General features: G+C 39.6%; 17 protein-coding genes. 12 read left to right on the plus strand and 5 right to left on the minus strand.

Annotated features, from left to right (window positions below):
- The first annotated feature begins 207 nt into the window (after positions 1–207).
- The gene (locus P3L44_RS05885; RefSeq protein ID WP_140171087.1) at positions 208–654 is read left to right on the plus strand and encodes a DUF2946 domain-containing protein; all 447 of its coding nucleotides are present in this window, start codon (positions 208–210) and stop codon (positions 652–654) included.
- Between the two features lie 182 nt (positions 655–836).
- The gene (locus tag P3L44_RS05890) at positions 837–2873 is read left to right on the plus strand and encodes a TonB-dependent copper receptor (RefSeq protein ID WP_272662092.1); all 2037 of its coding nucleotides are present in this window, start codon (positions 837–839) and stop codon (positions 2871–2873) included.
- A 49-nt stretch (positions 2874–2922) separates the two neighbouring features.
- On the opposite strand, the gene P3L44_RS05895 is transcribed toward P3L44_RS05890, so the two are convergent.
- Positions 2923–3807, minus strand: coding sequence for a helix-turn-helix domain-containing protein (locus P3L44_RS05895; protein WP_004262166.1), 885 nt, complete (start codon positions 3805–3807; stop codon positions 2923–2925).
- Between the two features lie 898 nt (positions 3808–4705).
- On the opposite strand from P3L44_RS05895, the gene P3L44_RS05900 reads away from it, so the two are divergent.
- Positions 4706–4960, plus strand: coding sequence for a helix-turn-helix domain-containing protein (locus P3L44_RS05900; protein WP_272662093.1), 255 nt, complete (start codon positions 4706–4708; stop codon positions 4958–4960).
- Between the two features lie 110 nt (positions 4961–5070).
- On the opposite strand, the gene P3L44_RS05905 is transcribed toward P3L44_RS05900, so the two are convergent.
- Positions 5071–6066, minus strand: coding sequence for a hypothetical protein (locus P3L44_RS05905; protein ID WP_272662094.1), 996 nt, complete (start codon positions 6064–6066; stop codon positions 5071–5073).
- 234 nt (positions 6067–6300) lie between these two features.
- Entirely contained in the window at positions 6301–7137 is an 837-nt protein-coding gene (locus P3L44_RS05910; RefSeq protein ID WP_036958475.1) for a MurR/RpiR family transcriptional regulator, read from the minus strand.
- A gap of 393 nt (positions 7138–7530) precedes the next feature.
- Here P3L44_RS05910 and P3L44_RS05915 point away from each other — a divergent pair, with 393 nt between their 5' ends.
- The 9 genes from P3L44_RS05915 to iolB all read left to right on the plus strand — a co-directional run bounded on the left by P3L44_RS05915 (position 7531) and on the right by iolB (position 20117).
- Complete coding sequence (locus P3L44_RS05915) at positions 7531–9042, plus strand: CoA-acylating methylmalonate-semialdehyde dehydrogenase (RefSeq protein ID WP_272662095.1); 1512 nt, start codon at positions 7531–7533, stop codon at positions 9040–9042.
- 12 nt (positions 9043–9054) lie between these two features.
- Positions 9055–10992, plus strand: coding sequence for a 3D-(3,5/4)-trihydroxycyclohexane-1,2-dione acylhydrolase (decyclizing) (gene iolD, locus P3L44_RS05920; RefSeq protein WP_140171083.1), 1938 nt, complete (start codon positions 9055–9057; stop codon positions 10990–10992).
- Positions 10993–11571: 579 nt separating this feature from the next.
- Positions 11572–12558 (plus strand): inositol 2-dehydrogenase, encoded by a 987-nt coding sequence (gene iolG / locus P3L44_RS05925; RefSeq protein WP_004262138.1) that lies wholly within the window; start codon positions 11572–11574, stop codon positions 12556–12558.
- Between the two features lie 393 nt (positions 12559–12951).
- On the plus strand, positions 12952–14358 hold the full coding sequence (locus tag P3L44_RS05930; RefSeq protein ID WP_004913304.1) for a sugar porter family MFS transporter: 1407 nt from the start codon (positions 12952–12954) through the stop codon (positions 14356–14358).
- A 54-nt stretch (positions 14359–14412) separates the two neighbouring features.
- Positions 14413–14841: a PTS sugar transporter subunit IIA gene (locus tag P3L44_RS05935; protein ID WP_004262128.1), complete on the plus strand. Its 429-nt coding sequence runs from the start codon at positions 14413–14415 to the stop codon at positions 14839–14841.
- 314 nt (positions 14842–15155) lie between these two features.
- Entirely contained in the window at positions 15156–16289 is a 1134-nt protein-coding gene (locus P3L44_RS05940; RefSeq protein WP_004262126.1) for a Gfo/Idh/MocA family protein, read from the plus strand.
- 25 nt (positions 16290–16314) lie between these two features.
- Positions 16315–18219, plus strand: a complete 1905-nt coding sequence (locus P3L44_RS05945) for a bifunctional 5-dehydro-2-deoxygluconokinase/5-dehydro-2-deoxyphosphogluconate aldolase (protein WP_140171078.1) — start codon at positions 16315–16317, stop codon at positions 18217–18219.
- A gap of 30 nt (positions 18220–18249) precedes the next feature.
- Positions 18250–19143: a myo-inosose-2 dehydratase gene (iolE, locus tag P3L44_RS05950; protein ID WP_004262122.1), complete on the plus strand. Its 894-nt coding sequence runs from the start codon at positions 18250–18252 to the stop codon at positions 19141–19143.
- Positions 19144–19286: 143 nt separating this feature from the next.
- Positions 19287–20117, plus strand: a complete 831-nt coding sequence (iolB, locus tag P3L44_RS05955) for a 5-deoxy-glucuronate isomerase (protein WP_272662096.1) — start codon at positions 19287–19289, stop codon at positions 20115–20117.
- 79 nt (positions 20118–20196) lie between these two features.
- On the opposite strand, the gene P3L44_RS05960 is transcribed toward iolB, so the two are convergent.
- Together P3L44_RS05960 and P3L44_RS05965 are read right to left on the minus strand one after the other, a co-directional pair.
- Positions 20197–20838 (minus strand): NAD(P)-dependent oxidoreductase, encoded by a 642-nt coding sequence (locus tag P3L44_RS05960; protein WP_110592173.1) that lies wholly within the window; start codon positions 20836–20838, stop codon positions 20197–20199.
- A 139-nt stretch (positions 20839–20977) separates the two neighbouring features.
- On the minus strand, positions 20978–21946 hold the full coding sequence (locus P3L44_RS05965; RefSeq protein ID WP_110592172.1) for an FUSC family protein: 969 nt from the start codon (positions 21944–21946) through the stop codon (positions 20978–20980).
- Between the last annotated feature and the right edge of the window lie 103 nt (positions 21947–22049).

Genomic DNA, 22049 nt, shown 5'->3' on the forward strand with positions numbered 1-22049 from the left:
TTATTATTTGCTTTAATTTCAGTCTATTGTCGTAAGAGTAGAGATTTAATCAATAGATTGATTTTTATTGGTAATTGTTTGTTTTTTAGTTCATTACATGTAGAGGTAGGTCCTACTTAACATTAATGGTGAAAATTAATAACATCCATCCTCCAAATAAGATACAATTTCGCGCTATAAAATTCGTACTCAGATGACGGAAAAACGTTGCACCTGCACACTTCAATCAGACAATTTGCTGCCTACCTTGCATTATTGGCTGTGGCTATGCTGTTTATTGCTCCATTGTTCTCTAAATCGATGAGGCTGATGGAACACTGCGTGAGCCCTAGCTCTAATAGTGTAGTTGAGCATTTATCAATGGCAGACCAATCGAGGCATTCGCATCATAGTATGCCAATGCCTGAAAATTGTGACGTTTCTACACCAATGAATCATATGTTAATGACGGGGATGGGGCAGTCTCCGATGGAAGACATTGCATGTGGTTACTGTCAGTTATTGGTCCACTTTCCATTTCTTATCTTATTTATTGCTGCGGTTATTCGACAACTCGCCACGCTGACTCTATTTGTTCCTTTTGAGCGCTACGTTCACATTTGGTTATTTAGACCATGGTCATTACATCTCGCTAGAGCCCCGCCTATTTACTGATGTCTTAGCATGATAAATCTTACAAATTAATTTAATTGCTATTCTTGCCTTTATTGTCCAAAGCGTTTTCGTTCATCTTGAATTTCTTTGATTTTTAAGAGGTTCACCCATGGGTGCTGAAAATGTATTTGCAAGCTAAGAGGCGAAAGCAGCGTACCTATATTCTAAGAAACAGGTAAAAAATGAACACACACGTTTTTAAAGTGGCTCCTATTGCAACGCTGGTTATTAGTGCGATTTTTACAGCGCCTACAGTCGCTAAAACTGAAATCAACCAAAGTCCAATCTCAAATAACTCAGTGATGATTGTTACTGCGCCAGTCGATTCACCATTGACTATTACGACATCCCCTAAAACACCAAGGCAGCCCGTCCCTGCGAGTGATGGTTCTGATTACCTTAAAACGATCCCAGGCTTTTCACAGATACGTAACGGTGGAAGAACTAACGGAGATCCGGTTTTTCGTGGCATGTTTGGGTCTCGTTTGCGTATTTTAACCAATGATAGTGAAATGTTGGGTGCATGCCCTTCTCGTATGGATGCACCGACTTCTTATATTTCACCGGAAAACTTTGATGTATTAAATATGATTAAAGGGCCACAAACTGTTTTATGGGGGCCTGGGAATTCAGCAGGAACAATCCGGTTTGAGCGCGAAAAACCGCTATTTACTGAAGCAGGTATTAAAGGCAACGCAAGTGCCTTAACGGCATCTAATGAGCGTTGGGATGGTAATGCTGATATTAGCTTAGGTAATGAAACGGGTTATGTTCGTGTTATTGGTAATAAATCACGTTCAAATGATTATAAAGATGGCAATGGTGATAAGGTTCCCTCTAAATGGGATAAGTGGAACGCTGATATTGCTATCGGCTGGACGCCAGATGAATATACATTATTAGAATTAACCGCTGGTAAAGGCGACGGCGAAGCTCGTTATGCAGGGAGGGGAATGGATGGCTCTCAGTTTAAACGTGAAAGCTTAGGCTTACGCTTTGAAAAGAGTAATATCGGTGATGTTTTAGATAAAGTTGAAGCAAATGTTTACTACAATTACGCCGATCATATTATGGATAATTACTCGCTTCGTACTCCATCAGGCGGTGGAATGGGGGGCGGGCATATGGGGCATGGAGGCCACGGTATGATGAATATGCCAATGAAAATGCGAGTTGACCGTGAAACCATGGGCGGCCGTACCATGGGAACATGGTTATGGAAAGACTATGAACTGCGTGCAGGGGCTGACATGCAGACCAATAAACATCGTAAAAACAATAATAATAGCTGGAAAAAAGATGCACAATTCCAAGATTATGGTGTCTTTAGTGAGCTAACTTGGCATGCGACTGAGCAAGGTAAAGTTGTTAGTGGGGCTCGTTTAGATCGTGTGATAGTTGAAAATAATACAGGCGTAGGCTCTTCAGGGCGTAATACGGTGATGCCAGCGGGCTTTGCGCGTTATGAGCATTCTTTATCTGATACACCTGTTATGGTATATGCCGGTGTCGGCTATACCGAACGTTTTCCTGATTATTGGGAGTTGTTTTCGCCTAAACTCGGACCAGATGGTAGCAATAATGTATTTGATAAGTTAAAAACTGAAAAAACGACTCAGTTAGATATTGGTGCTAAATATAGCCATGAAGACACCAATGCATGGGTTTCTGCGTATGTGGGGCGTGTTGATGATTTTATTCTCTTCCGTTATAGCGCGACAAACCCGCGAATGAGCCAAGTTGAAAATGTTAACGCATTAATTATGGGCGGAGAGCTCGGTATCGCACAGAAACTCAGTGATGAATGGAAAGCCGATGCAAGTCTTGCTTACTCTTGGGGAGAAAATCGTACAGATGGCAAAGCGTTACCGCAAATGCCACCATTGGAAAGCCGATTTGGCTTATCATGGGAAAAAGGTGATTGGACTACGGCAGGTTTAGTACGCGTTGTTAGCCGTCAAAATCGTGTTGCGATTAATGATGGTAATGTGGTGGGGAAAGATTTTAGCAAGAGTGCAGGTTTCACAATATTTTCATTAAATACAGCGTATAAAATTAATGAAAATATGAAATTAAGCGCAGGCGTTGATAACCTTTTTGATAAAACCTATAGCGAGCACCTTAATTTAGCTGGAAATAGCGGTTTTGGTTATTCATCCAATGTACCAGTGAATGAACCAGGGAGAAATTTCTGGGCAAAAATTAATGTGAGTTTTTAATTGTTAGGCCAGCATCCCATACAGTATTCGTATGGGGTGCTGCTAGTCGTTAAATAATAACAGGGATATAGTAATTTAGTTCTTGGATGAAATTGCGTGAATCATTAATGAATGCTTCATAAGTGGGTTTGGATTTTAGGACATATTGCTCTATATCAGGCCCTTTACCACGGACGATATCCATTTCAGCAAGTACCTTCCCATAAGCAGTATAAATAATATCATTGTAATCTATACCATGAAGGCTACTGGTGATCTTGATTTCTAAATAATTTCCTGCGGGTAACTGTAAGTTGGTTGTTTGCGGAAGTGCAATATCAACATCTTGTTCATCTAGAGCCGTGGTATATAGGAAATGGCCTTCTGCATTAGTACTTTGATCAACACCGTGAATGGCGTATAAATGCTGAGTGACATAATGGTTTTTATTGAAAAAATCCATCCAATAGTGTCGGCGTAGCTCATCCGTTTTTAGGTTCCACTCATTAATATCTTTAGTGTAACGATGTTTAGTTCCGAGTAAATTGATGGCTGGCAATTGAGTCAATTTAACTTGAACACTGAGCTCTTTATTCTCTCGTAGAGGTAAGCAAAACCCTTCAATTTTCCAACCCTGTCGTTTTCTGTATTCAGAAGGGGTCAGATTAAATTGTTTTTTAAACGCACGGCAAAAAGTTTGTTGTGAGTCAAAACGGTACCTCAGAGAAATATCCATTATGCTGTCATTTGTTAGCCGTAGTGCGACAGCAGAACAAGAAAGGCGCCTTGCTCGGATATAGGAACCAAGTGCGAGCCCTGTTTGGTTCTTAAACAGGCGCTGAAAGTGCCATTTGGTGTATCCTGATTTATCGGCAACAGTATCTAGGGATAGGCGAGATTCTAAATTTTGTTCTATCCAGAGAATGATTTCCCTGATAACACTTTCTTGTAGCATGATTATCCTTTCAGGTCTCTTTTACTTACCAACAAAAAATAGCAAGCCATATAATATAGCAATGTTATGAATTGCAAGTACTCATAGGTGCTCGTAATAGGATACCATGCCAACTGACAATTTTATTAAAAAGATGTGAAGTTAAGTAAGTATTGGGCGGTGGAAACATAGCTAGATTGCTTGGGTACACCTATTTAGCGTTTACATAATTTGTCTAATTTTTACGTATTGTGGTATAGACTGAAGGTAACGAACATGGCATAAATGCAGTGGAGTGAATTTTTTTACCGAAAATAGCCAGGTGTGATAATTAATTTTAGATATTCAGAATAAGAGCAGGTTAATGTAAGGCACTAATATGAAAAGGTGATTTAGCTTTATAGACTAATATGAAAATTTTTATATTTAATACCTAAATTTAATGTTGTTATTCGACTAATAAATAAAAAAAAGCGCCTTTTTTTATGATTGAAAAAAATTTCTTTATTATAATTATGTTCTGGAAACTTATTGATACGAATGAATACAAATTGTCACGAATTTCTTAAGGTTATAACATTAAATCAGTCAAGATAATTTTATTAAATTGAAAATGTAAGTTAGAATTTTGGTTAAATTGAAAATGTAATTTTGAAGTCGTTGGCTTATTACAGTGTAGTTTTCTATACCTATTAGGTTATAAAAATAACGTGATCAAAATCACAGTTAAAAAGAAAGCGATATGGCCATATATATCAGTATCTTATATGGTTGTTGTTTTTTAATTCATTAATAGATTGTCTTTAAATGACTTGTTTAGTTAGGATTTTATTATTATAAGTCAATTTATAAATTTATGGTTGGTGATAGTTTACGCACCGGTTAATAATATTCATTTTAATATTTAATAGAGGTTATTATGAGGAAGGAAAACATTGCTAAAATGCTAGGGATAAAAATCCGAAAACAACGAGAAAATCATAAGATATCGATAGAACGAATGGCGAGTTTAATTGGTGTAACAGAAGAAGAAATGAGTCGATTTGAGACTGGAGAAAGTTGTATTGATGTCGATTCACTATTTCAATTTGCTTATCTTTTTAATGTTGATCCCGCTTCTTTTTTATATGGCGTTGTCAATGTGAATAGTGGTACATGTAGTTCAATACACTGATTATAAGTAATTTTAGAATGTAACATTAAGCGGTATAGTATTGTTATATCATTCGTGAGTATAATAATATTAACTGTTACTATCAGAATTATCTTTATATTTCGTAATAATCAAATATATCCATAAGTATTTAGCTGTTTTATTACTATATCTGTTAGTTTATTGGCGCGACTCCATTGATTAATTTTGGCTAGTTTTGTGTTGCTACCGAGTCTTAAAACAAATTGGTCGAGTTGCTCTACAATAAAATTATTTTGATTAATCTCTTGATATGTTTCATTAAAAGAGAGTTTTTCCTTTATCTCATATCGGTTATTACATTGTTTTAATGACAGTTTGTCTAAAATCTTCCCCGTATTGAAAAAGATTTCAAATGAAACCAATAAACCGTTTTCTTGGCGTAAATTAATCATCAATACATCGCCATCGGTTCTTTTAGTAAAGGGATGTGAGTATTGAATAGCGGGGGATGAAAGGACAAAATCAGGCATCAAGGATAACAATAATTCTATGTTTTTTGTGATGGTGTTTCGTAGTATATTGAATGGTAATTGATTTTCAGTTTCTATTATTCGGTGCGCTGTGATACGCAATAACCCTGTTTCGGTACCACGTTTAGACATTAAAGACGCTTTTATTTGATTGAACTGGTTATCAAAGCTAAGAGGTTGGTTATAATCAATCAATACATCATGGCGCATTGCTTGCTTTAATACCTCCTTCAATTCGTTTTCACTAAAGTTGGGGATATCATTCAATAGGATATCTTTTCCGGCAGATACCGCAGTCTGAATTGCAAATCTTAGTAACTCATCACTGCAAGTGGATGTCATTATAATACAGTCAACGTCATCATTATTGATCAACTCTTCTATCTTTTTCTTTTGACACATAAAGTAAGTCATAGAAGGTAGAGATGGAGACAAATGGCAAATTGACTTTAGCTCACTATGATGAGCGCAGCATTTTATCGCATTTATATAAAGTTGGTTATAAGGTGCAGTGCCGATTAAACCAATACCAGAGCGATTAAGTGACGTGACAGAATGCTGCTCTTCAAGTAAACGAAGGTGGCCGAGTAAATAAAGAAAGTGTGTATTTAACATGCTTAGTCCTTATTCTTGGTTTTATCTAACACGAGATATAATCCCAACATAGCAGGGTGAAATAATAATTTCATTTCATTGTCTTTTTAGAATTTGTATTTTCTGATGAGACTCACAAATTAAAGAAAAAAATGAAACTTAATTAGTTTTTAATAATGACGTCTACGTTAATTAGAGAAAGGGCTGGAAGAGGCTCTGAATCAATGGAGGTGTTTAATTACAGAGCCATATATCTTAGACTAAGCTGCTGCCCTGACGGTAGGCTAATGCAACGGTCAGTGATTGTGCTAAACATAAGGTGGCTGATTGCGAACGAAATGCATCTACTTGGGCTTCTTTGATAACAAAACAAACATCGCTAAAACTTGCCAAAGGGCTGATTTGGCTGTCAGTAATAACGATTTGCTGCGCACCTGCTTGGGCCGCCTTCTCACTTACCATGACAGTTTCCGAGGCGTAAGGCGTGAAACTGATTGAAATAACGACGTCATTTTCACTGATCCTGCTGATCTGTTCCTTGAACATTCCGCCAAGCCCATCAATAAGTACTGGGCGACATTCCAAATGGCTAAGAGCGTAACTTAAATACGTTGCAACGCTGAATGAGCGACGCAAACCGATAATATAGATATTTTGTGCATTTGCTAATAACGATACGGCTTTTTCGATATCTTCAGCAGGGGTTCTGGCTGCCATTTGTTGTAAAGCTTGGGCGTTAGAATGAGCGAACTCCTTCAAAATTTGGGAAGGGTCATCTCCCAGTTCTTGGGAGCCGTCCATTTCACGAAACATGCGGGCTCTATCTGTGTAGCTGGCCGTTTCTTCCACGAGGTTCATACGAAACAATTGTTTCATTTCATTAAACCCACTGAAATTAAACGCATTTGCAAAGCGGATTAGAGTCGAAGGCGGAACCTTAGCCTCTTTCGCAATGACGGCAACTGTATCAAATGCGACACTATTCGTATTATCTAATACATAGCGTGCTACTTGCTGTAGCCGTTTACTTAATTCGTCATACCTTGAGCGAACTTGCTCTTGAAACTCATTTAAATTTGATGCACTTGACATATAACCTCCAGAATTTGGCTCTAATTGTAGTTGTTTTACGGCGTTAGTCGAATCTTTTTGAAACACTTAGTTCATATTTAAAAATTTTCTTTTTTTAGGATCTTAAAATAATTTGAATTTGGGATAATAAATTGAACAGCTTACATCAATTTTTTCTCTTATTTTCTTGATGGAAAGAAAGCCATGTTTAGCCCAATACAAAGGAAAAATAGCCAATAAATAAGTGATGGACATAAGTTTAAAATAGGTGTTTTTTAGCCGCGATTAAAAATTTCATAAAAACTTTGTCTAGATCACATAAATTGAATGTTATTTCAAATTTAGTTGTAAATGAAACAAATATTTCATATACATTGAGTAACAAGGTAACTCTGTCAGCTAAAGAGAGGCAACATGGAACAGATTCATAATTTCATTGGTGGTGAGATAGTATCCAGCAAAAGTGGGCGTTTTGCACCGGTATTCAACCCAGCAACGGGTGAGCAAATTGCTCAGGTTGTACTTAGCAGTGCCGATGAAACAAAAAAAGCAATTGAGATTGCGAATAAAGCATTCCCTAAGTGGTCAAAACTTTCCCCTTTGAAACGTTCCCGGATCTTATTCAAATTTAAAGCATTGCTGGAAGAGAATATGGATGAACTGGCTCGTTTAATTTCAAGAGAACATGGTAAAGTTTTTTCTGATGCGGTAGGTGAATTAACGCGTGGTTTGGAAGTCGTTGAATTTGCATGTGGTATCCCTCACTTACAAAAAGGTGAGCACTCAGCCAATGTTGCTACCGGTGTTGATAGCCACTCATTAATGCAACCTCTGGGGGTATGTGCGGGAATTACACCATTTAATTTCCCAGCAATGGTACCGATGTGGATGTTCCCAGTGGCTATTGCAACAGGCAATACCTTTGTTTTAAAACCATCAGAAAAAGACCCTTCTTTAGCATTAGGATTAGCTAAATTATTAAAAGGAGCAGGTTTACCTGATGGCGTATTTAACGTTGTTCAAGGGGACAAAGAATCTGTCGATGTGCTCTTAACCGCGCCAGAAGTCCAAGCCGTTAGTTTTGTTGGTTCAACACCTATTGCTGAATATATTTACACGACGGCATCTGCTCATGGCAAACGCTGTCAAGCACTCGGTGGTGCAAAAAACCATTGTATTTTAATGCCGGATGCGGACATGGGGCAGGCGGCTAATGCCATTATGGGCGCGGCATTTGGTGCAGCGGGCGAACGTTGTATGGCATTATCTGTAGTCTTAGCCGTCGGTGATGAAACAGCAGATGCGCTCATTGCTAACCTGAAAGGTCAAATTGCTAAAATGTCCGTCGGGCCAGGTATTACGCAAGGCAAAGAAAATGATATGGGTCCCGTCATTTCAGCACAGCACAAAGCTAAAATCTGTGACTATATTACTAGCGGTGAAAAACAAGGTGCGACGTTATTAGTTGATGGCCGTGATTTTAAAGTGAAAGGCTTCGAAAATGGTTATTTTGTAGGACCAACATTATTTGATAATGTCACTCCTGAGATGGACATTTATAAAGAAGAAATTTTTGGACCTGTCTTAGCCGTAGTGCGTGTTCCAGACTTCGAAACGGGTTTGAAACTAATTAACCAACATGAATATGGAAATGGAACGGCTATTTTCACCCGTGATGGTGAAACGGCTCGTGAATTCCAAGAAAATGTCCAAGCTGGAATGGTTGGGATCAACATACCGATTCCAGTACCGATGGCATTCCACAGTTTTGGTGGTTGGAAACGTTCTATTTTTGGTCCATTAAATGTACATGGAAATGATGGTGTTCGCTTCTATACTCGCATGAAAACAGTCACTAGTCGCTGGCCTGCAAGTGTTCGCTTAGAACACCATGAAAGTAGTTTCACAATGCCAACCATGGAATAAACGGAGACCCGTATGAATAAGCAGAAAATGACGACCGCTCAGGCGTTGGTTAAATTTCTAAACCAACAATATGTTGATGTCGATGGTGAGCAGTATCCGTTTATTCAGGGAGTATTTACGATTTTTGGCCATGGTAATGTTGTAGGTTTAGGTCAGGCGCTCGAAGAGGCGCCTGGGCATCTACGTGTTTATCAAGGTTGCAACGAGCAAGGCATGGCACATATTGCGACAGGCTTTGCCAAACAAAAAAAACGTAAACAAATTTTTGCGGTTACGTCCTCTGTTGGCCCAGGTGCTGCGAATATGATCACAGCTGCCGCAACAGCTACGGCGAATCGCATTCCACTGTTATTACTACCTGGCGATACTTTTGCAACACGTCAGCCCGACCCAGTATTGCAGCAAGTCGAACAATACGGTGATGGGACTATCAGTACTAATGATTGTTTTCGCCCAGTTTCACGTTATTGGGATAGGGTTTCACGGCCTGAACAACTGATGGCGGCGATGGTTAATGCCATGCGGGTGTTAACTGACCCTGCGGATACTGGCGCGGTAACCATTTGCCTACCTCAAGATGTTCAAGGCGAGGCGTGGGATTACCCCGATTATTTTTTCCAAAAACGCATCCATCGTATTGAACGTAGACCACCGACAACGGTGAGTATCGAAGAAGCCGTTCATCTGATCCGCAGTAAGAAAAAACCATTGCTCATCTGTGGCGGTGGCGTACGTTATTCCGAAGCTCACGAGGCATTTTTACAGTTTGCTGAAGATTACCAGATTCCATTTGGTGAAACTCAAGCGGGTAAAAGTGCCGTCGTTGCCAGTCATCCCTTGAATATGGGTGGAATTGGCACTACAGGTGGGTTAGCCGCAAACTTGTTAGCTAAAGAGGCTGATTTAGTTATTGGTGTTGGCACCCGCTTTACTGATTTTACCACCGCATCTAAATCTTTATTTAGTCATCCAAATGTAACCTTCTTAAATATCAATGTTGCGGAATTCGATGCAAGTAAGTTAGATGCTTTGAAAGTTGTTGCAGATGCCAAAGAAGCACTTCAAGCACTGGATATAAAGCTGAAAGATTCTCACTATAAAGCTCAGTGGGGGGATGAAATTCAGCAGTCTAAACAACAGTGGAAAAATGAGCTGGAGCGCTTGTTTAGTATACAGTATCGGCCATTAGATTTTGTCCCTGAAATTGCAGGCCATCTTGATGATAAGCTTGAAGAATACCGTAAAACGCTAGGTACAGAACTGGCACAAACACGGGTACTAGGCTTGATGCAGCAATACATGGAAGACGATGCCATTATTGTGGGGGCAGCAGGTTCATTACCGGGAGATTTACAACGTATTTGGCTACCAAAACAGCGAGATACTTATCATCTTGAATATGGTTATTCATGCATGGGGTACGAAATTGCCGCCGCTGTTGGTGCTAAAATTGCAGCGCCGAAACAACCAGTTTATGCGATGGTCGGAGATGGTTCTTATTTAATGCTACACAGTGAATTACAAACCGCGATTCAAGAGAACATTAAGATCACCATCTTATTGTTTGATAACGCGGGATTTGGTTGTATTAATAACCTGCAGATGAGCCAAGGCATGGGAAGTTTTGGTACAGAGAACCGACATCGAAACCCACAGACGGGGTTGATGGATGGGCCGTTAGTGAAGGTCGATTTTGCTAAAAACGCAGAAAGCTATGGCTGTAAAAGTTATCGGGTACATGATGAGGAACAATTGATTGCCGCACTGAAAGACGCGAAGTCCCATTCGGGCTGTGTATTGATTGATATTAAAGTACTTCCGAAAACAATGACCGATGGTTATGAAGCTTGGTGGCGCACAGGCACGGCACAAGTTTCTAAAAAGCCTCAAATAGTTGCTTCCGCTGAAAAAATTAAACAGATGGTTGAAAATAAAGTTCGTCTTTATTAATCAACGTGTTGGGGTAGTGCTTTGTATTATCGTAATAACTCGACGGTGTTTTTACCGTCGAGGAATGTTCTTCGTTTTCTTAATGAGTCAGATGTAATTAAGTAGGGTAGTTACTGGAAATTTAGCAAGGATTGCTTTGGTGTTAATTTACATAGTGGTTACCACTTGTGGCTCTATATTCGTCATACTTCAAGTTGTATGGGGAATGCTCTGCGCTACCCACCCACGCAACTCGAATCATTTGGATTATATACCCAGCTTAGGCTGGGTTTTTTATGGATTTAATAGTTTAAAAATAATTTAATTGAAATATATGTTTTATTTCGAGAGGAAGGAAGAGCAAAAAAAGAAGTTATGGAGAACTAATGTGCCAGCAAACACAGACTTTATTGTTAAATGTTGTTCGCTTACATTGTCAATTTGTGATCTGAATAACACTAAAAATACACTTTAATATAACATTTGTTATCTAGAGCCCAAAAATATAATTTTCAAAAAATTATAAATTGAAATGAATGTTTTATTTGGTATATTTCGTAATATCCAAATAGTGGATTTAAGGTATCAAGGAGCATTTGAATGTTCAATATAGCACTATTCGGCGCAGGACGTATCGGACAGGTTCATGCTGTTAATATTGCCGGCCATAAAGAAACCAAACTTTACTCTGTTATCGACCCTTACCAACCCAATGCGGTTGCCTTGGCTGAAAAATACCAAGCCAAAGTTCAGACAACAGAAGAAGCAATGCAAGACCCTAATATACAGGGTGTTTTAATCGCTTCAGCCACAGATACTCACGCTGATCTAATCGAACTAGCAGCCAAACATAAAAAAGTGATTTTCTGTGAAAAACCTGTTCACCTCGACCTTGAGCGTGTGAAGCAGTGTTTAAAAAGCGTAAAAGAACATAACGTTCCACTGTTTATTGGTTTTAACCGTCGCTATGATCCTCAATTTCGCCACTTGAAAAATTTATTCCAACAAGGCGCTATTGGTAAAGCAGAATCTTTAATTATCACATCTCGTGACCCGTCACCACCACCTGCAGAATATGTTAAAGTCTCCGGTGGTATGTTCAGAGATATGACTATTCATGACTTTGATATGGCGCGCTTTATGATTGGCGAGGAGCCTTGCTCTGTCTACGCACAAGGCAGCAATGTTGTTGATCCTGCGATCGGCCAAGCTGGTGATATTGATACCGCGTTTATTATCTTAAAATTCCCATCAGGCGCAATGGCGACCATCTCTAACAGCCGTCGTTCAGGTTATGGCTATGACCAACGCATTGAATTACATGGTGAAAAAGGATTATTAACGGCTGGAAATATTAAAGAGAATAGTGTTGCGCTGTTAAGTGAAGTTGGGTGCTTATCGGCCAAGCCAGAGTATTTCTTCTTACAACGTTACCACGAAGCATACCAAGCGGAGTGGCAGCATTTTGTTGATATCTTAGCTGGTCGTGCGGAGTCTGAAACGACAGGGACCGATGGTGAATTGGCTTTATATCTTGCAGACAAAGCACTGGAGTCACTCAAAACAGGTAAAGAAGTTAAATTGTAATTAATGCGGTAATAATATTTAACTTGATTATAGACTTGCGGTTAAAAATTAATTTTTGGCCGCAATAGTAAATATATTCATTTATCAATGAGTATATAAAATACTGACCTTACATTTTATTTAATACTCTTTAGGCTTTCAATATTCCGAGATTAATTGAGGCTTTTTATAATCTTACTTTCTTTAATTTAACTGATGTATTTATCGTTTTAAATTTGCGAAAACTATTTTCAAAGAGTTTATCGAACAGGCCTAAAGCTAGCAAAGTAGCGATTCAAACCAGAGTGCCAGAAACTTATTTCATTATTTAATATTTAACATTAAACATTTATTTAAATATTGAAAAATTGTTTTTTTGGTAAGACATAATGATTCAAATAATAAGGTAATAATATGTCATTAATCATGAATCTCAATCAACAACAGAGAAAAAGGTTGCACCAAATAACCTTGGTTGCAACCTTTGGTGGATTACTATTTGGTTATGATACTGGTGTCATTAACGGTGCATTTTCATCACTGAAAGAAAACATGGGATTAACGCCAACCACGGAAGGGCTGGTAATGAGTGTCCTATTAGTGGGCGCAGCATTAGGTAGTGTTTGTGGCGGACGTGTAGCAGACTTTGTCGGGCGCCGTACTTATTTGCTTTACCTCTCATTTCTGTTTTTATTTGGGGCATTTTTATCTGCGGCAGCCCCAAATATTGAAGTTCTTCTTATTGCTCGGTTTATATTGGGCTTTGCGGTGGGTGGAGCCTCTGTGACGGCACCGACATTTATTTCTGAAGTGGCTCCGACTGAAATGCGGGGGAAACTCACTGGGTTAAATGAAGTTGCTATTGTTATCGGGCAGCTAGCAGCATTTGCTATTAATGCGATTATCGGTTCAATTTGGGGCCATCTTCCTGATGTTTGGCGTTATATGCTGTTAGTACAAGCCGTGCCCGCATTGTGTTTGCTATTTGGTATGTGGAAAGCGCCTGAAAGCCCACGTTGGTTAATGAGTAAAAACCGTCGTGAAGAAGCCTTGAAAATACTGAAGCAAATTCGTCCTGAAAAACGTGCAATTCAAGAATATGAAGATATCGTGACGTTATTAGATGTTGAAGCTGCGGAAGCTAAACGTCATCCGAATGCCAATAAACAAAATTTAGCGTTAATTTTTAATACACCTTGGATTTTTAAATTGGTTTTAATTGGGATGGTGTGGGCGGCATTACAGCAAACAACTGGGGTTAACGTTATTATGTATTATGGCACAGAAATTCTCAAAACAGCGGGTTTTTCTGAGCAAACATCTTTAGTTTTCAACGTATTAAATGGTGTTTTTTCTGTTGGTGGTATGGTGATAGGGGTGTTATTCCTTGTTGACCGATTTAAACGTAAGACACTGATTGTTGGTGGTTTTGCGCTAATGGCATCGTTACACTTATTAATTGCAGCTACAGACTACTTTTTAACCGGGGATGTTAAAGCAACATTAATTTGGTTACTTGGCGCGGTGTTTGTTGGGGTTATGCAAGGAACGATGGGCTTTTTAACGTGGGTGGTACTTGCTGAGCTATTCCCACTTAAAATTCGCGGGTTATCCATGGGGATCTCGGTCTTTTTTATGTGGATTATGAATGCGATTGTGAGTTATTTATTCCCTGTATTACAAGCAGAACTTGGTTTAGGTCCGGTATTCTTAATTTTTGCGGTAATAAACTACTTAGCTATCGTTTTTGTCGTGAAGTTATTGCCAGAAACATCAAACAAATCATTAGAGCAATTAGAAGAAGAGCTCTCATCAATGTAATTATTACTTATTGGTGGTGTGAATATACCTAATTAACTTAATCGAGGGTTGGATATGATAGAACAACTAACCACAAGTAATTTGCATTTAGGTTGTCAGGCAAGAAATAAAGCTGAAGTACTCAAAATGGTTGGTACGGAATTTAAAAATAAAGGTTATGTTGATAGGGATTGTGTACATTTCTTAACGGAAAGGGAGCAACAGATATCAACATTCTTGGGGAATGGCATCACGTTGCCACATCTACCTAAGTCCGCCAATGATATTATCTTGCATACCGGTGTTGAAATTTTTCAATTTCCTGACGGTGTTATTTGGGACAGAACCAATGTGATGTTTATTGCCATAGGCGTGATTGCAAAATCAAGGGAACATATTGATGTACTTAGGGAAATTGCGTTGATTTTTAGTGACGAATTTATTGCCAATGCATTGTCTCTGACCTCAAGTAAAGAAGAGTTTTTAAGTATTCTTCATCGTTAATTTTTAGTTCTGAAGAGAGTATGGGATCTTGCCAGATCCTATACTCAATAAATTTCATTTTTAGTTATTCTATTTCATTTTATTTCATCTTATCACGACTCTATTATTTTTCCTTTCTTTAAATTTAATATTTATTTTCTTATAAATTAATTAATTACACTAAAAATTAACGTTAGATCACATAATGAAATTAATGTTTCTAATAATATTGAAAATGAAACGAATGTTCCGTATAACATCATTATTGAAATAAAATCTGGAACGAATATTGGGCCAGCTATTGCACTACAAGAAATGAGCGAGAGGTAGAACAGATGAAAGAGATCCGTATCGGGATGATAGGTACTGGCTATATAGGACGAGCTCATGCCATTGCTTATGCACAAGCACCAACCGTTTTTCCATTGCAGGGGAAATTGGTTCGCGAAATGATTGCAGAAATTACCCCTGAGCTAGCACAAACCCGAGCTCAGGAAATGGGTTTTAATCGTGCAACCGATGACTGGCGCAAATTAGTTGCAGATCCAAATATTGATGTAGTGGATATTTGCTCGCCTAATTTCCTACATAAAGAAATGGCAATGGAGGCAATTAAGCATGGTAAACATGTTTATTGTGAAAAACCATTAGCACTCAATTCTGAAGATGCCAAAGAAATGGTCGAAGCGGCTAAACAAGCCGGCGTCTTAACGTTAGTGGGTTTTAACTATATGAAAAACCCAACTTCGCAGCTAGCCAAAGAAATCATTGCAAATGGCGAAATCGGGGAAGTTATCCATTTTTATGGCACCCATAATGAAGATTATATGGCTGACCCTAGCGCCCCAATTCACTGGCATTGCTTTAAAGAAAAAGCAGGGTTAGGTGCTTTGGGGGACTTGTCTGCACACATTATCAATATGGCGCAATTCCTAGTAGGGGATATTGAAACCGTCTGTGGTGATATGGAAATTGTGATTAAACAGCGCCCTGAAAAAACGGGATCAACCGTTATGGTTACGGTTGAAAATGAAGACCAAGCGCATGCCATGGTACGTTTTGCTGGTGGCGCAATGGGCGTCATTGAAACTTCACGAATCGCAGCTGGCCGTAAAATGGGGCTAACCTATGTGGTGACCGGCACCAAAGGAACGTTGTCTTTCACTCAAGAAAGAATGGCAGAGCTAAAGCTCTATCGCCATGATGAACCTAGCAACCGCCAAGGTTTTAAAACAATTTTTGTTGGGCCAGAACACCCGGATTATGCACCATTTTGTAATGCTGCAGGTCATGGTATTGGCTTCAATGACCAAAAAACAGTTGAAGTGCGTGATTTAATTGATGGCGTTGCAACAGGGCAGCCAATGTGGCCTGATTTTGAAGAAGGCTGGAAAGTATCACGAATATTAGACGCGATAGCACGTTCATATGACGAACAACGTTGGGTTAACGTTAAAGAAATCAATTAATTCTGTTGTAGTTAAGGGGTAATTAATGGATAAGCAGAAGAAGTTAGATGTTATCTGTATGGGCCGTATTGCCGTTGACCTGTACGGACAACAGATAGGTTCTCGTTTAGAAGATGTGAGCTCGTTTGCCAAATATTTAGGCGGCTCTTCAGGAAACGTTGCATTCGGCACTGCAATACAAGGATTGAAATCATCAATGCTTGCCCGTGTGGGGGATGAACACATGGGGCGCTTTTTACGTGAGGAGTTACAGCGTGTAGGCTGTGATACTAGCCATCTTATTACAGACAAAGACAGATTAACGGCATTAGTTATCTTAGGGATTAAAGATCAGGATACTTTCCCATTAATTTTCTATCGTGATAACTGCGCAGATATGGCGATTACGCCAGACGATTTCTCTGAAGAATATATTGCATCTGCACGCTGCTTGGCAATTACAGGAACGCATTTATCTAACCCGAAAACTCGCGCGGCAGTACTAAAAGCGTTGGAATATGCTAAACGTAATAATGTCAAAACAGCCATTGATATTGATTATCGCCCGGTCTTATGGGGACTGACCTCTTTGGGTGATGGTGAAACGCGTTTTATTGCTTCCGAGAGTGTCACGCAACAACTGCAAGACGTATTATCGATGTTCGATTTGATTGTCGGTACAGAAGAAGAATTTCATATTGCAGGCGGGACGACGGATACCGTACAAGCACTTAAGAACATTCGCCAATTAACGGATGCGGAGCTGGTGTGTAAACGCGGCTCTCTTGGCTGCTCGGTATTTAGTGGTGAGATCCCAGAAACGTTGGACGAAGGGATCACCGTTCATGGTGTGAGAGTTGAAGTTCTCAACGTATTAGGTGCCGGTGATGCATTTATGTCTGGCCTACTTCGCGGTTATCTAAACGGCGATGGTTGGGAAAAAGCCTGCGCTTATGCGAATGCTTGTGGGGCTTTAGTGGTTTCGCGCCATGGCTGTGCGCCTGCAATGCCAACAAAAATCGAGTTGGATAATTACCTTGAGCGTGCAGCTGCAGTTCCACGCCCAGATCTTGACCCGATGCTTAACCATTTGCACCGTGTGACTTCACGTAGCACACAATGGAATGAACTTTGTGTGATGGCATTTGACCACCGCATTCAATTTGTTGATATGGCACGCCTCGCAGGGGTTGATATCTCTTGCATTCCAACCCTGAAAAAATTGATTTACCGCGCTAGTAGTGAAGTGGCCGAAGAGGCAGATCTGCAGGGGAAAGCAGGGTTACTCTGTGATAGTACATTTGGCCAAGACGTATTGAATGATGTAACCGGCCGTGGTTGGTGGATAGGCCGCCCAATTGAGCTACCTGCGTCAAGACCATTATGCTTAGAGCATGGGAATATTGGCTCTCAGCTGATTAGCTGGCCAAAAGAGCATATTGTCAAATGTTTGGTATTTTTTCACCCAGAAGACAACCATCCACTGCGCTTAGAGCAAGAAAAAACGGTTCAAGAAGTGTATAGCGCTTGCTGCCAATCAGGGCATGAATTGTTGCTCGAGGTGATATTGCCTGCAGATATGGAACGCAACGATGAGCTGTATTTACGCGCAATCAAACGCTTCTATAACTTAGGTATAAAACCAGATTGGTGGAAATTACCACCACTACAAGCGCAAAACTGGGATGCAGTTGATCAATTAATTCAAGAACGTGACCCTTATTGCCGCGGTGTCGTGCTCTTAGGACTTGACGCACCACAAGCTGAGCTACAAGCAGGCTTCAACGCAGCCGCTGGGAAATCAATCGTCAAAGGATTTGCTGTTGGCCGCACTTTATTTGGTAAGCCTTCGTTGGAGTGGATGAAAGGTGAAATCAATGACGATGAGCTGGTGCAGAAAATCAAAACCAATTACTTAAACCTGATAGCCTTATGGCGTCAGCGTAAATAATATTACTTTTACCTACACAGGAGCTTCATCATGGCAATCCAACTTGGTATCAACCCGTTGACATGGACGAATGATGATTTACCCACTTTAGGGGCAGAAACGTCTCTAGAAACATGTTTAACTGAAGGTCGTCAAGCGGGTTTCGCTGGTTTTGAACTAGGTAATAAATTTCCACGTAAAGCGGAAATCTTAGGGCCGATCTTAAAGCAGCATGACTTACAATTGGTTTCAGGCTGGTATTCGGGAGAATTATTATCTCGCAGTGTGGAAGAAGAAATTGAAGCGGTACAAGAGCACTTAGCATTGCTACGTGATTTAGGCGCTAAAGTGATGGTTTTCGCGGAAGTGACTCACTGTATTCATGGCGATCAAAACAAACCGGTTCATATGCGCCCATTGTTCCCAGCTGATCAATGGGAAGAATACGGTAAAAAATTGACCGAATTCGCAAAATATACTTTATCTCAAGGGGTTAAGATTGCCTATCATCATCATATGGGGACAGTGATCGAGTCCGCAGAAGATGTGGATAATTTAATGAAACATACAGGGGATGAGGTCGGTTTATTACTGGATACAGGGCATTTAACCTTTGCCGGTGCAGACCCAGTTGAAGTGGCAAAACGCTGGGCAAAACGTATCAATCATGTGCATTGCAAAGATGTCCGTGCAGATGTTCTAAAAGATGTTAAAAACCGTAAAACCAGTTTCTTAAATGCAGTATTAGCAGGGGTGTTCACGGTACCTGGTGATGGCTGCGTTAACTATCCAGAAGTGTTTAAAGTATTGAAAAATAGCCAATATGAAAATGGCTGGTTAGTGGTCGAAGCAGAGCAAGACCCTGCGATCGCACATCCATTGACTTATGCCACATTGGGTTACAACAATTTGTCTAAATTTGCTAAGGATGCGGGTTTGATCTAAATCGTCGTCGTCATATTTCAGTCTGTGGCGTTGTTAGCTTTGTTTGCTGACTCTAGCCACAAACTGAACTGTTTAATTGGTGAAACGGTTAGTAACTGAAAAGAATTACATATCTAGAACCTAAAAAGTGTCAGAGGAAAGTTATGTCAAAATTATTGTCGAAATACCATGCTCCAGATGCACATAAGCGAACTCAGCATATCACTCCGAAAATCGCTAACTGGGGATATGTTCACTTTGATGTTTATGAATTAAAACAAGGCGAGTCTATCTCCTTGCCTGCCTCTGAAAATGAAATGTGCTTAGTGCTGGTGGCAGGTAAAGCGACAATTAAAACACCGAATCAAGCGTTTGAAAATGTTGGTGACCGTATGGATCCTTTCGAGCGTAAAAAGCCGTATGCGGTGTATGTTACAGCGCAAGAGTTTGCTGAGGTCATGGCGGATACCGACCTTGAATTGGCAGTTTGCAGGGCAAAAGGAAAAGGAACTTACCCAACTCGTTTAATTGGCCCTGATGATATTGGTGCGGAACAACGTGGCCATGGTTATAACAAACGCTATGTGCATAATATTTTGCCGGATGATAAAGCCGCTGATAGCTTATTAGTCGTGGAGGTCTTTACAGATGAAGGATGCACTAGCTCTTATCCAAGCCATAAACATGATACCGATAATGAACCCAATGAAACTTATCTAGAAGAAACCTATTATCATCGTTTAAATCCTTCCCAAGGTTTCTGTATGCAGCGCGTTTACACGGATGATCGCGAGCTAGATGAATGTATGGCGGTGTATAACAAAGATGTCGTTATGGTACCAAAAGGGTATCACCCAATGGCGACAGTGGCTGGTTATGATAACTATTACCTTAATGTGATGGCAGGGCCAACCCGTAAGTGGTTATTTACATGGGAAAAAGACCATAACTGGGTGAATAGTGAAATCTATGCAGCGAAACATAGTGAAAAGTAAGTTAAAGCAGAAATATGTGAATTAAGTTCTGTTATCTATCTTTGCCGGTAAATATTTACCGGCTTTTTTTCGATTAAACTTAATATGCTGCAGTAAATTGTTGGCGAATGAACTGCCTATTATTTACCTCATCAAGTATAGCTACCGCAAAATCTTCAACTGATATTTTCGCAGGAACGTTGCCATTCATCAGCAATTGTTCGCCTCCAAGACGGAAGGTTTCTGTTCTTTCTCCTTCCTCGAGTATTGCGGCTGGGGAAATGTAGGTCCAATCCAATGAATCAATGGATTGTAATTGGTTCTTAAATTCCCTCATTGCTTGAGCGCCTGGTTTTATTTCGGCAGGAAAATCGGGGGAATCAATTAAATCAATACCTGAAGCAATTTTTAGGCTTCCTGCACCACCGACCACAATAAATCGTTTTACCATCGATTTTTGTACTGCTTGTAAAATGGCCTGGTTTCCTGCCACGGTATCTTGATACAAATTCGGATTTTGCCAGCCACCATTAAACGCGCTGATGATGACATCCTGTCCTTTAAGCCGAGAGGTTAACCATGGGATATCTGTAATATCACCAGCGGCGGTGATTAAAAGAGCGTGCTGAAATAATTGATTACTATGACGAGAAATAGCCGTCACTTGGTGGTGCCGAAGCAACGCTTCAGCGACTAATGCTCTGCCGACAAAACCCGTTGCGCCAATAATCGATATTTTCATCTTCAGTTCCTCTTTGCTTGAGTGCCTCACTCAAGAATAATGATACTGATAGGGCTAGGCTTTAGGACTAAGACTTGTTTTCCCAATGTGTTCTTTTTGAGTATAGAACAAACGTTCTTATTGGGGAATATGCTTAATTTTATTTCGTTTCTCTAAATAACTTTAAAATAATACTCGTCATAATGGCGATGGTTCCTCCTAAGGCGGTTTCAAGAACGCGGTCAAACAATAATTCATAGGTTGGGTGACGCCAATATATAACGAGCTCAAGAATGGACAAAATTAAGCTTGTCACGACAAACGTCATAAACGTATATCCGTAATGAAAGCTCATCGGCATTAAAAAGGCGAACACCACGACTGCAATTAAACCGATATACGGCATAAAGGGTAAATTGAATAAAAAATACAATAATAAGACAGAAATAAGACTGCCTAAGACCCTCTGCAAAGTAATTTTAACGATACTTTGTGATTTTGGATGCAATACAAAAACGAAGGTCAGTAATGTCCAATAAAAGTGCCCTAGATCTATACTGCGAGGAATAGCGAGCGCGAGTAATAGCCCCAAAGCATAAATCATTGAGCGTGGGATAATATTTTTTCTCAACGTAAACAAATTTTGTTCAACTAAAGCGCTCGTTATTACACTATGGCGTGTCATTTTATGGCTAAGGACATAATACGTAATTAACGTTACTCCACTACCAATAATAAACCCTAACGCTAAGCTTTTGGATATATCAGGTAAAATGGTACCAATTGTCGACATGATAATCATAAATTTCATGGTTAAATCCATAGCAGGATCTGTGCCATACAATTGGTAGTAAATGAACGAAAAAATGGCGAGATAAATATAATATGCGGTACCAAGGCGTAACGTATCACCGATAAAAATAGCGACTAAAATCATTAATAAACAACAAGCGGTATAGGCATAATTCTTATATTCTTTTGCTGCATTGAATAAATTAAAGGAATACAGCGTTGAGAATGTTGCCCACATCGCAGCTTGTGCATCTAAGATCACAAAAGCGGTTGCGGCGCTAAAAAACATACAACTGGTAAAAATAATTCCATCGTGGATAGCAGGAAACGTTCTCATAATCCGATGCTCACAAATAGAGGCTTAACCTATTAATTAATAACGTAATTAAATAATATACGGTATAAAATTTCAAGGTGAGATCTCAGTATTTATGACAAGT

The sequence above is a fragment of the Providencia sp. PROV175 genome (assembly GCF_032707045.1).
Classification (GTDB): domain Bacteria; phylum Pseudomonadota; class Gammaproteobacteria; order Enterobacterales; family Enterobacteriaceae; genus Providencia; species Providencia hangzhouensis.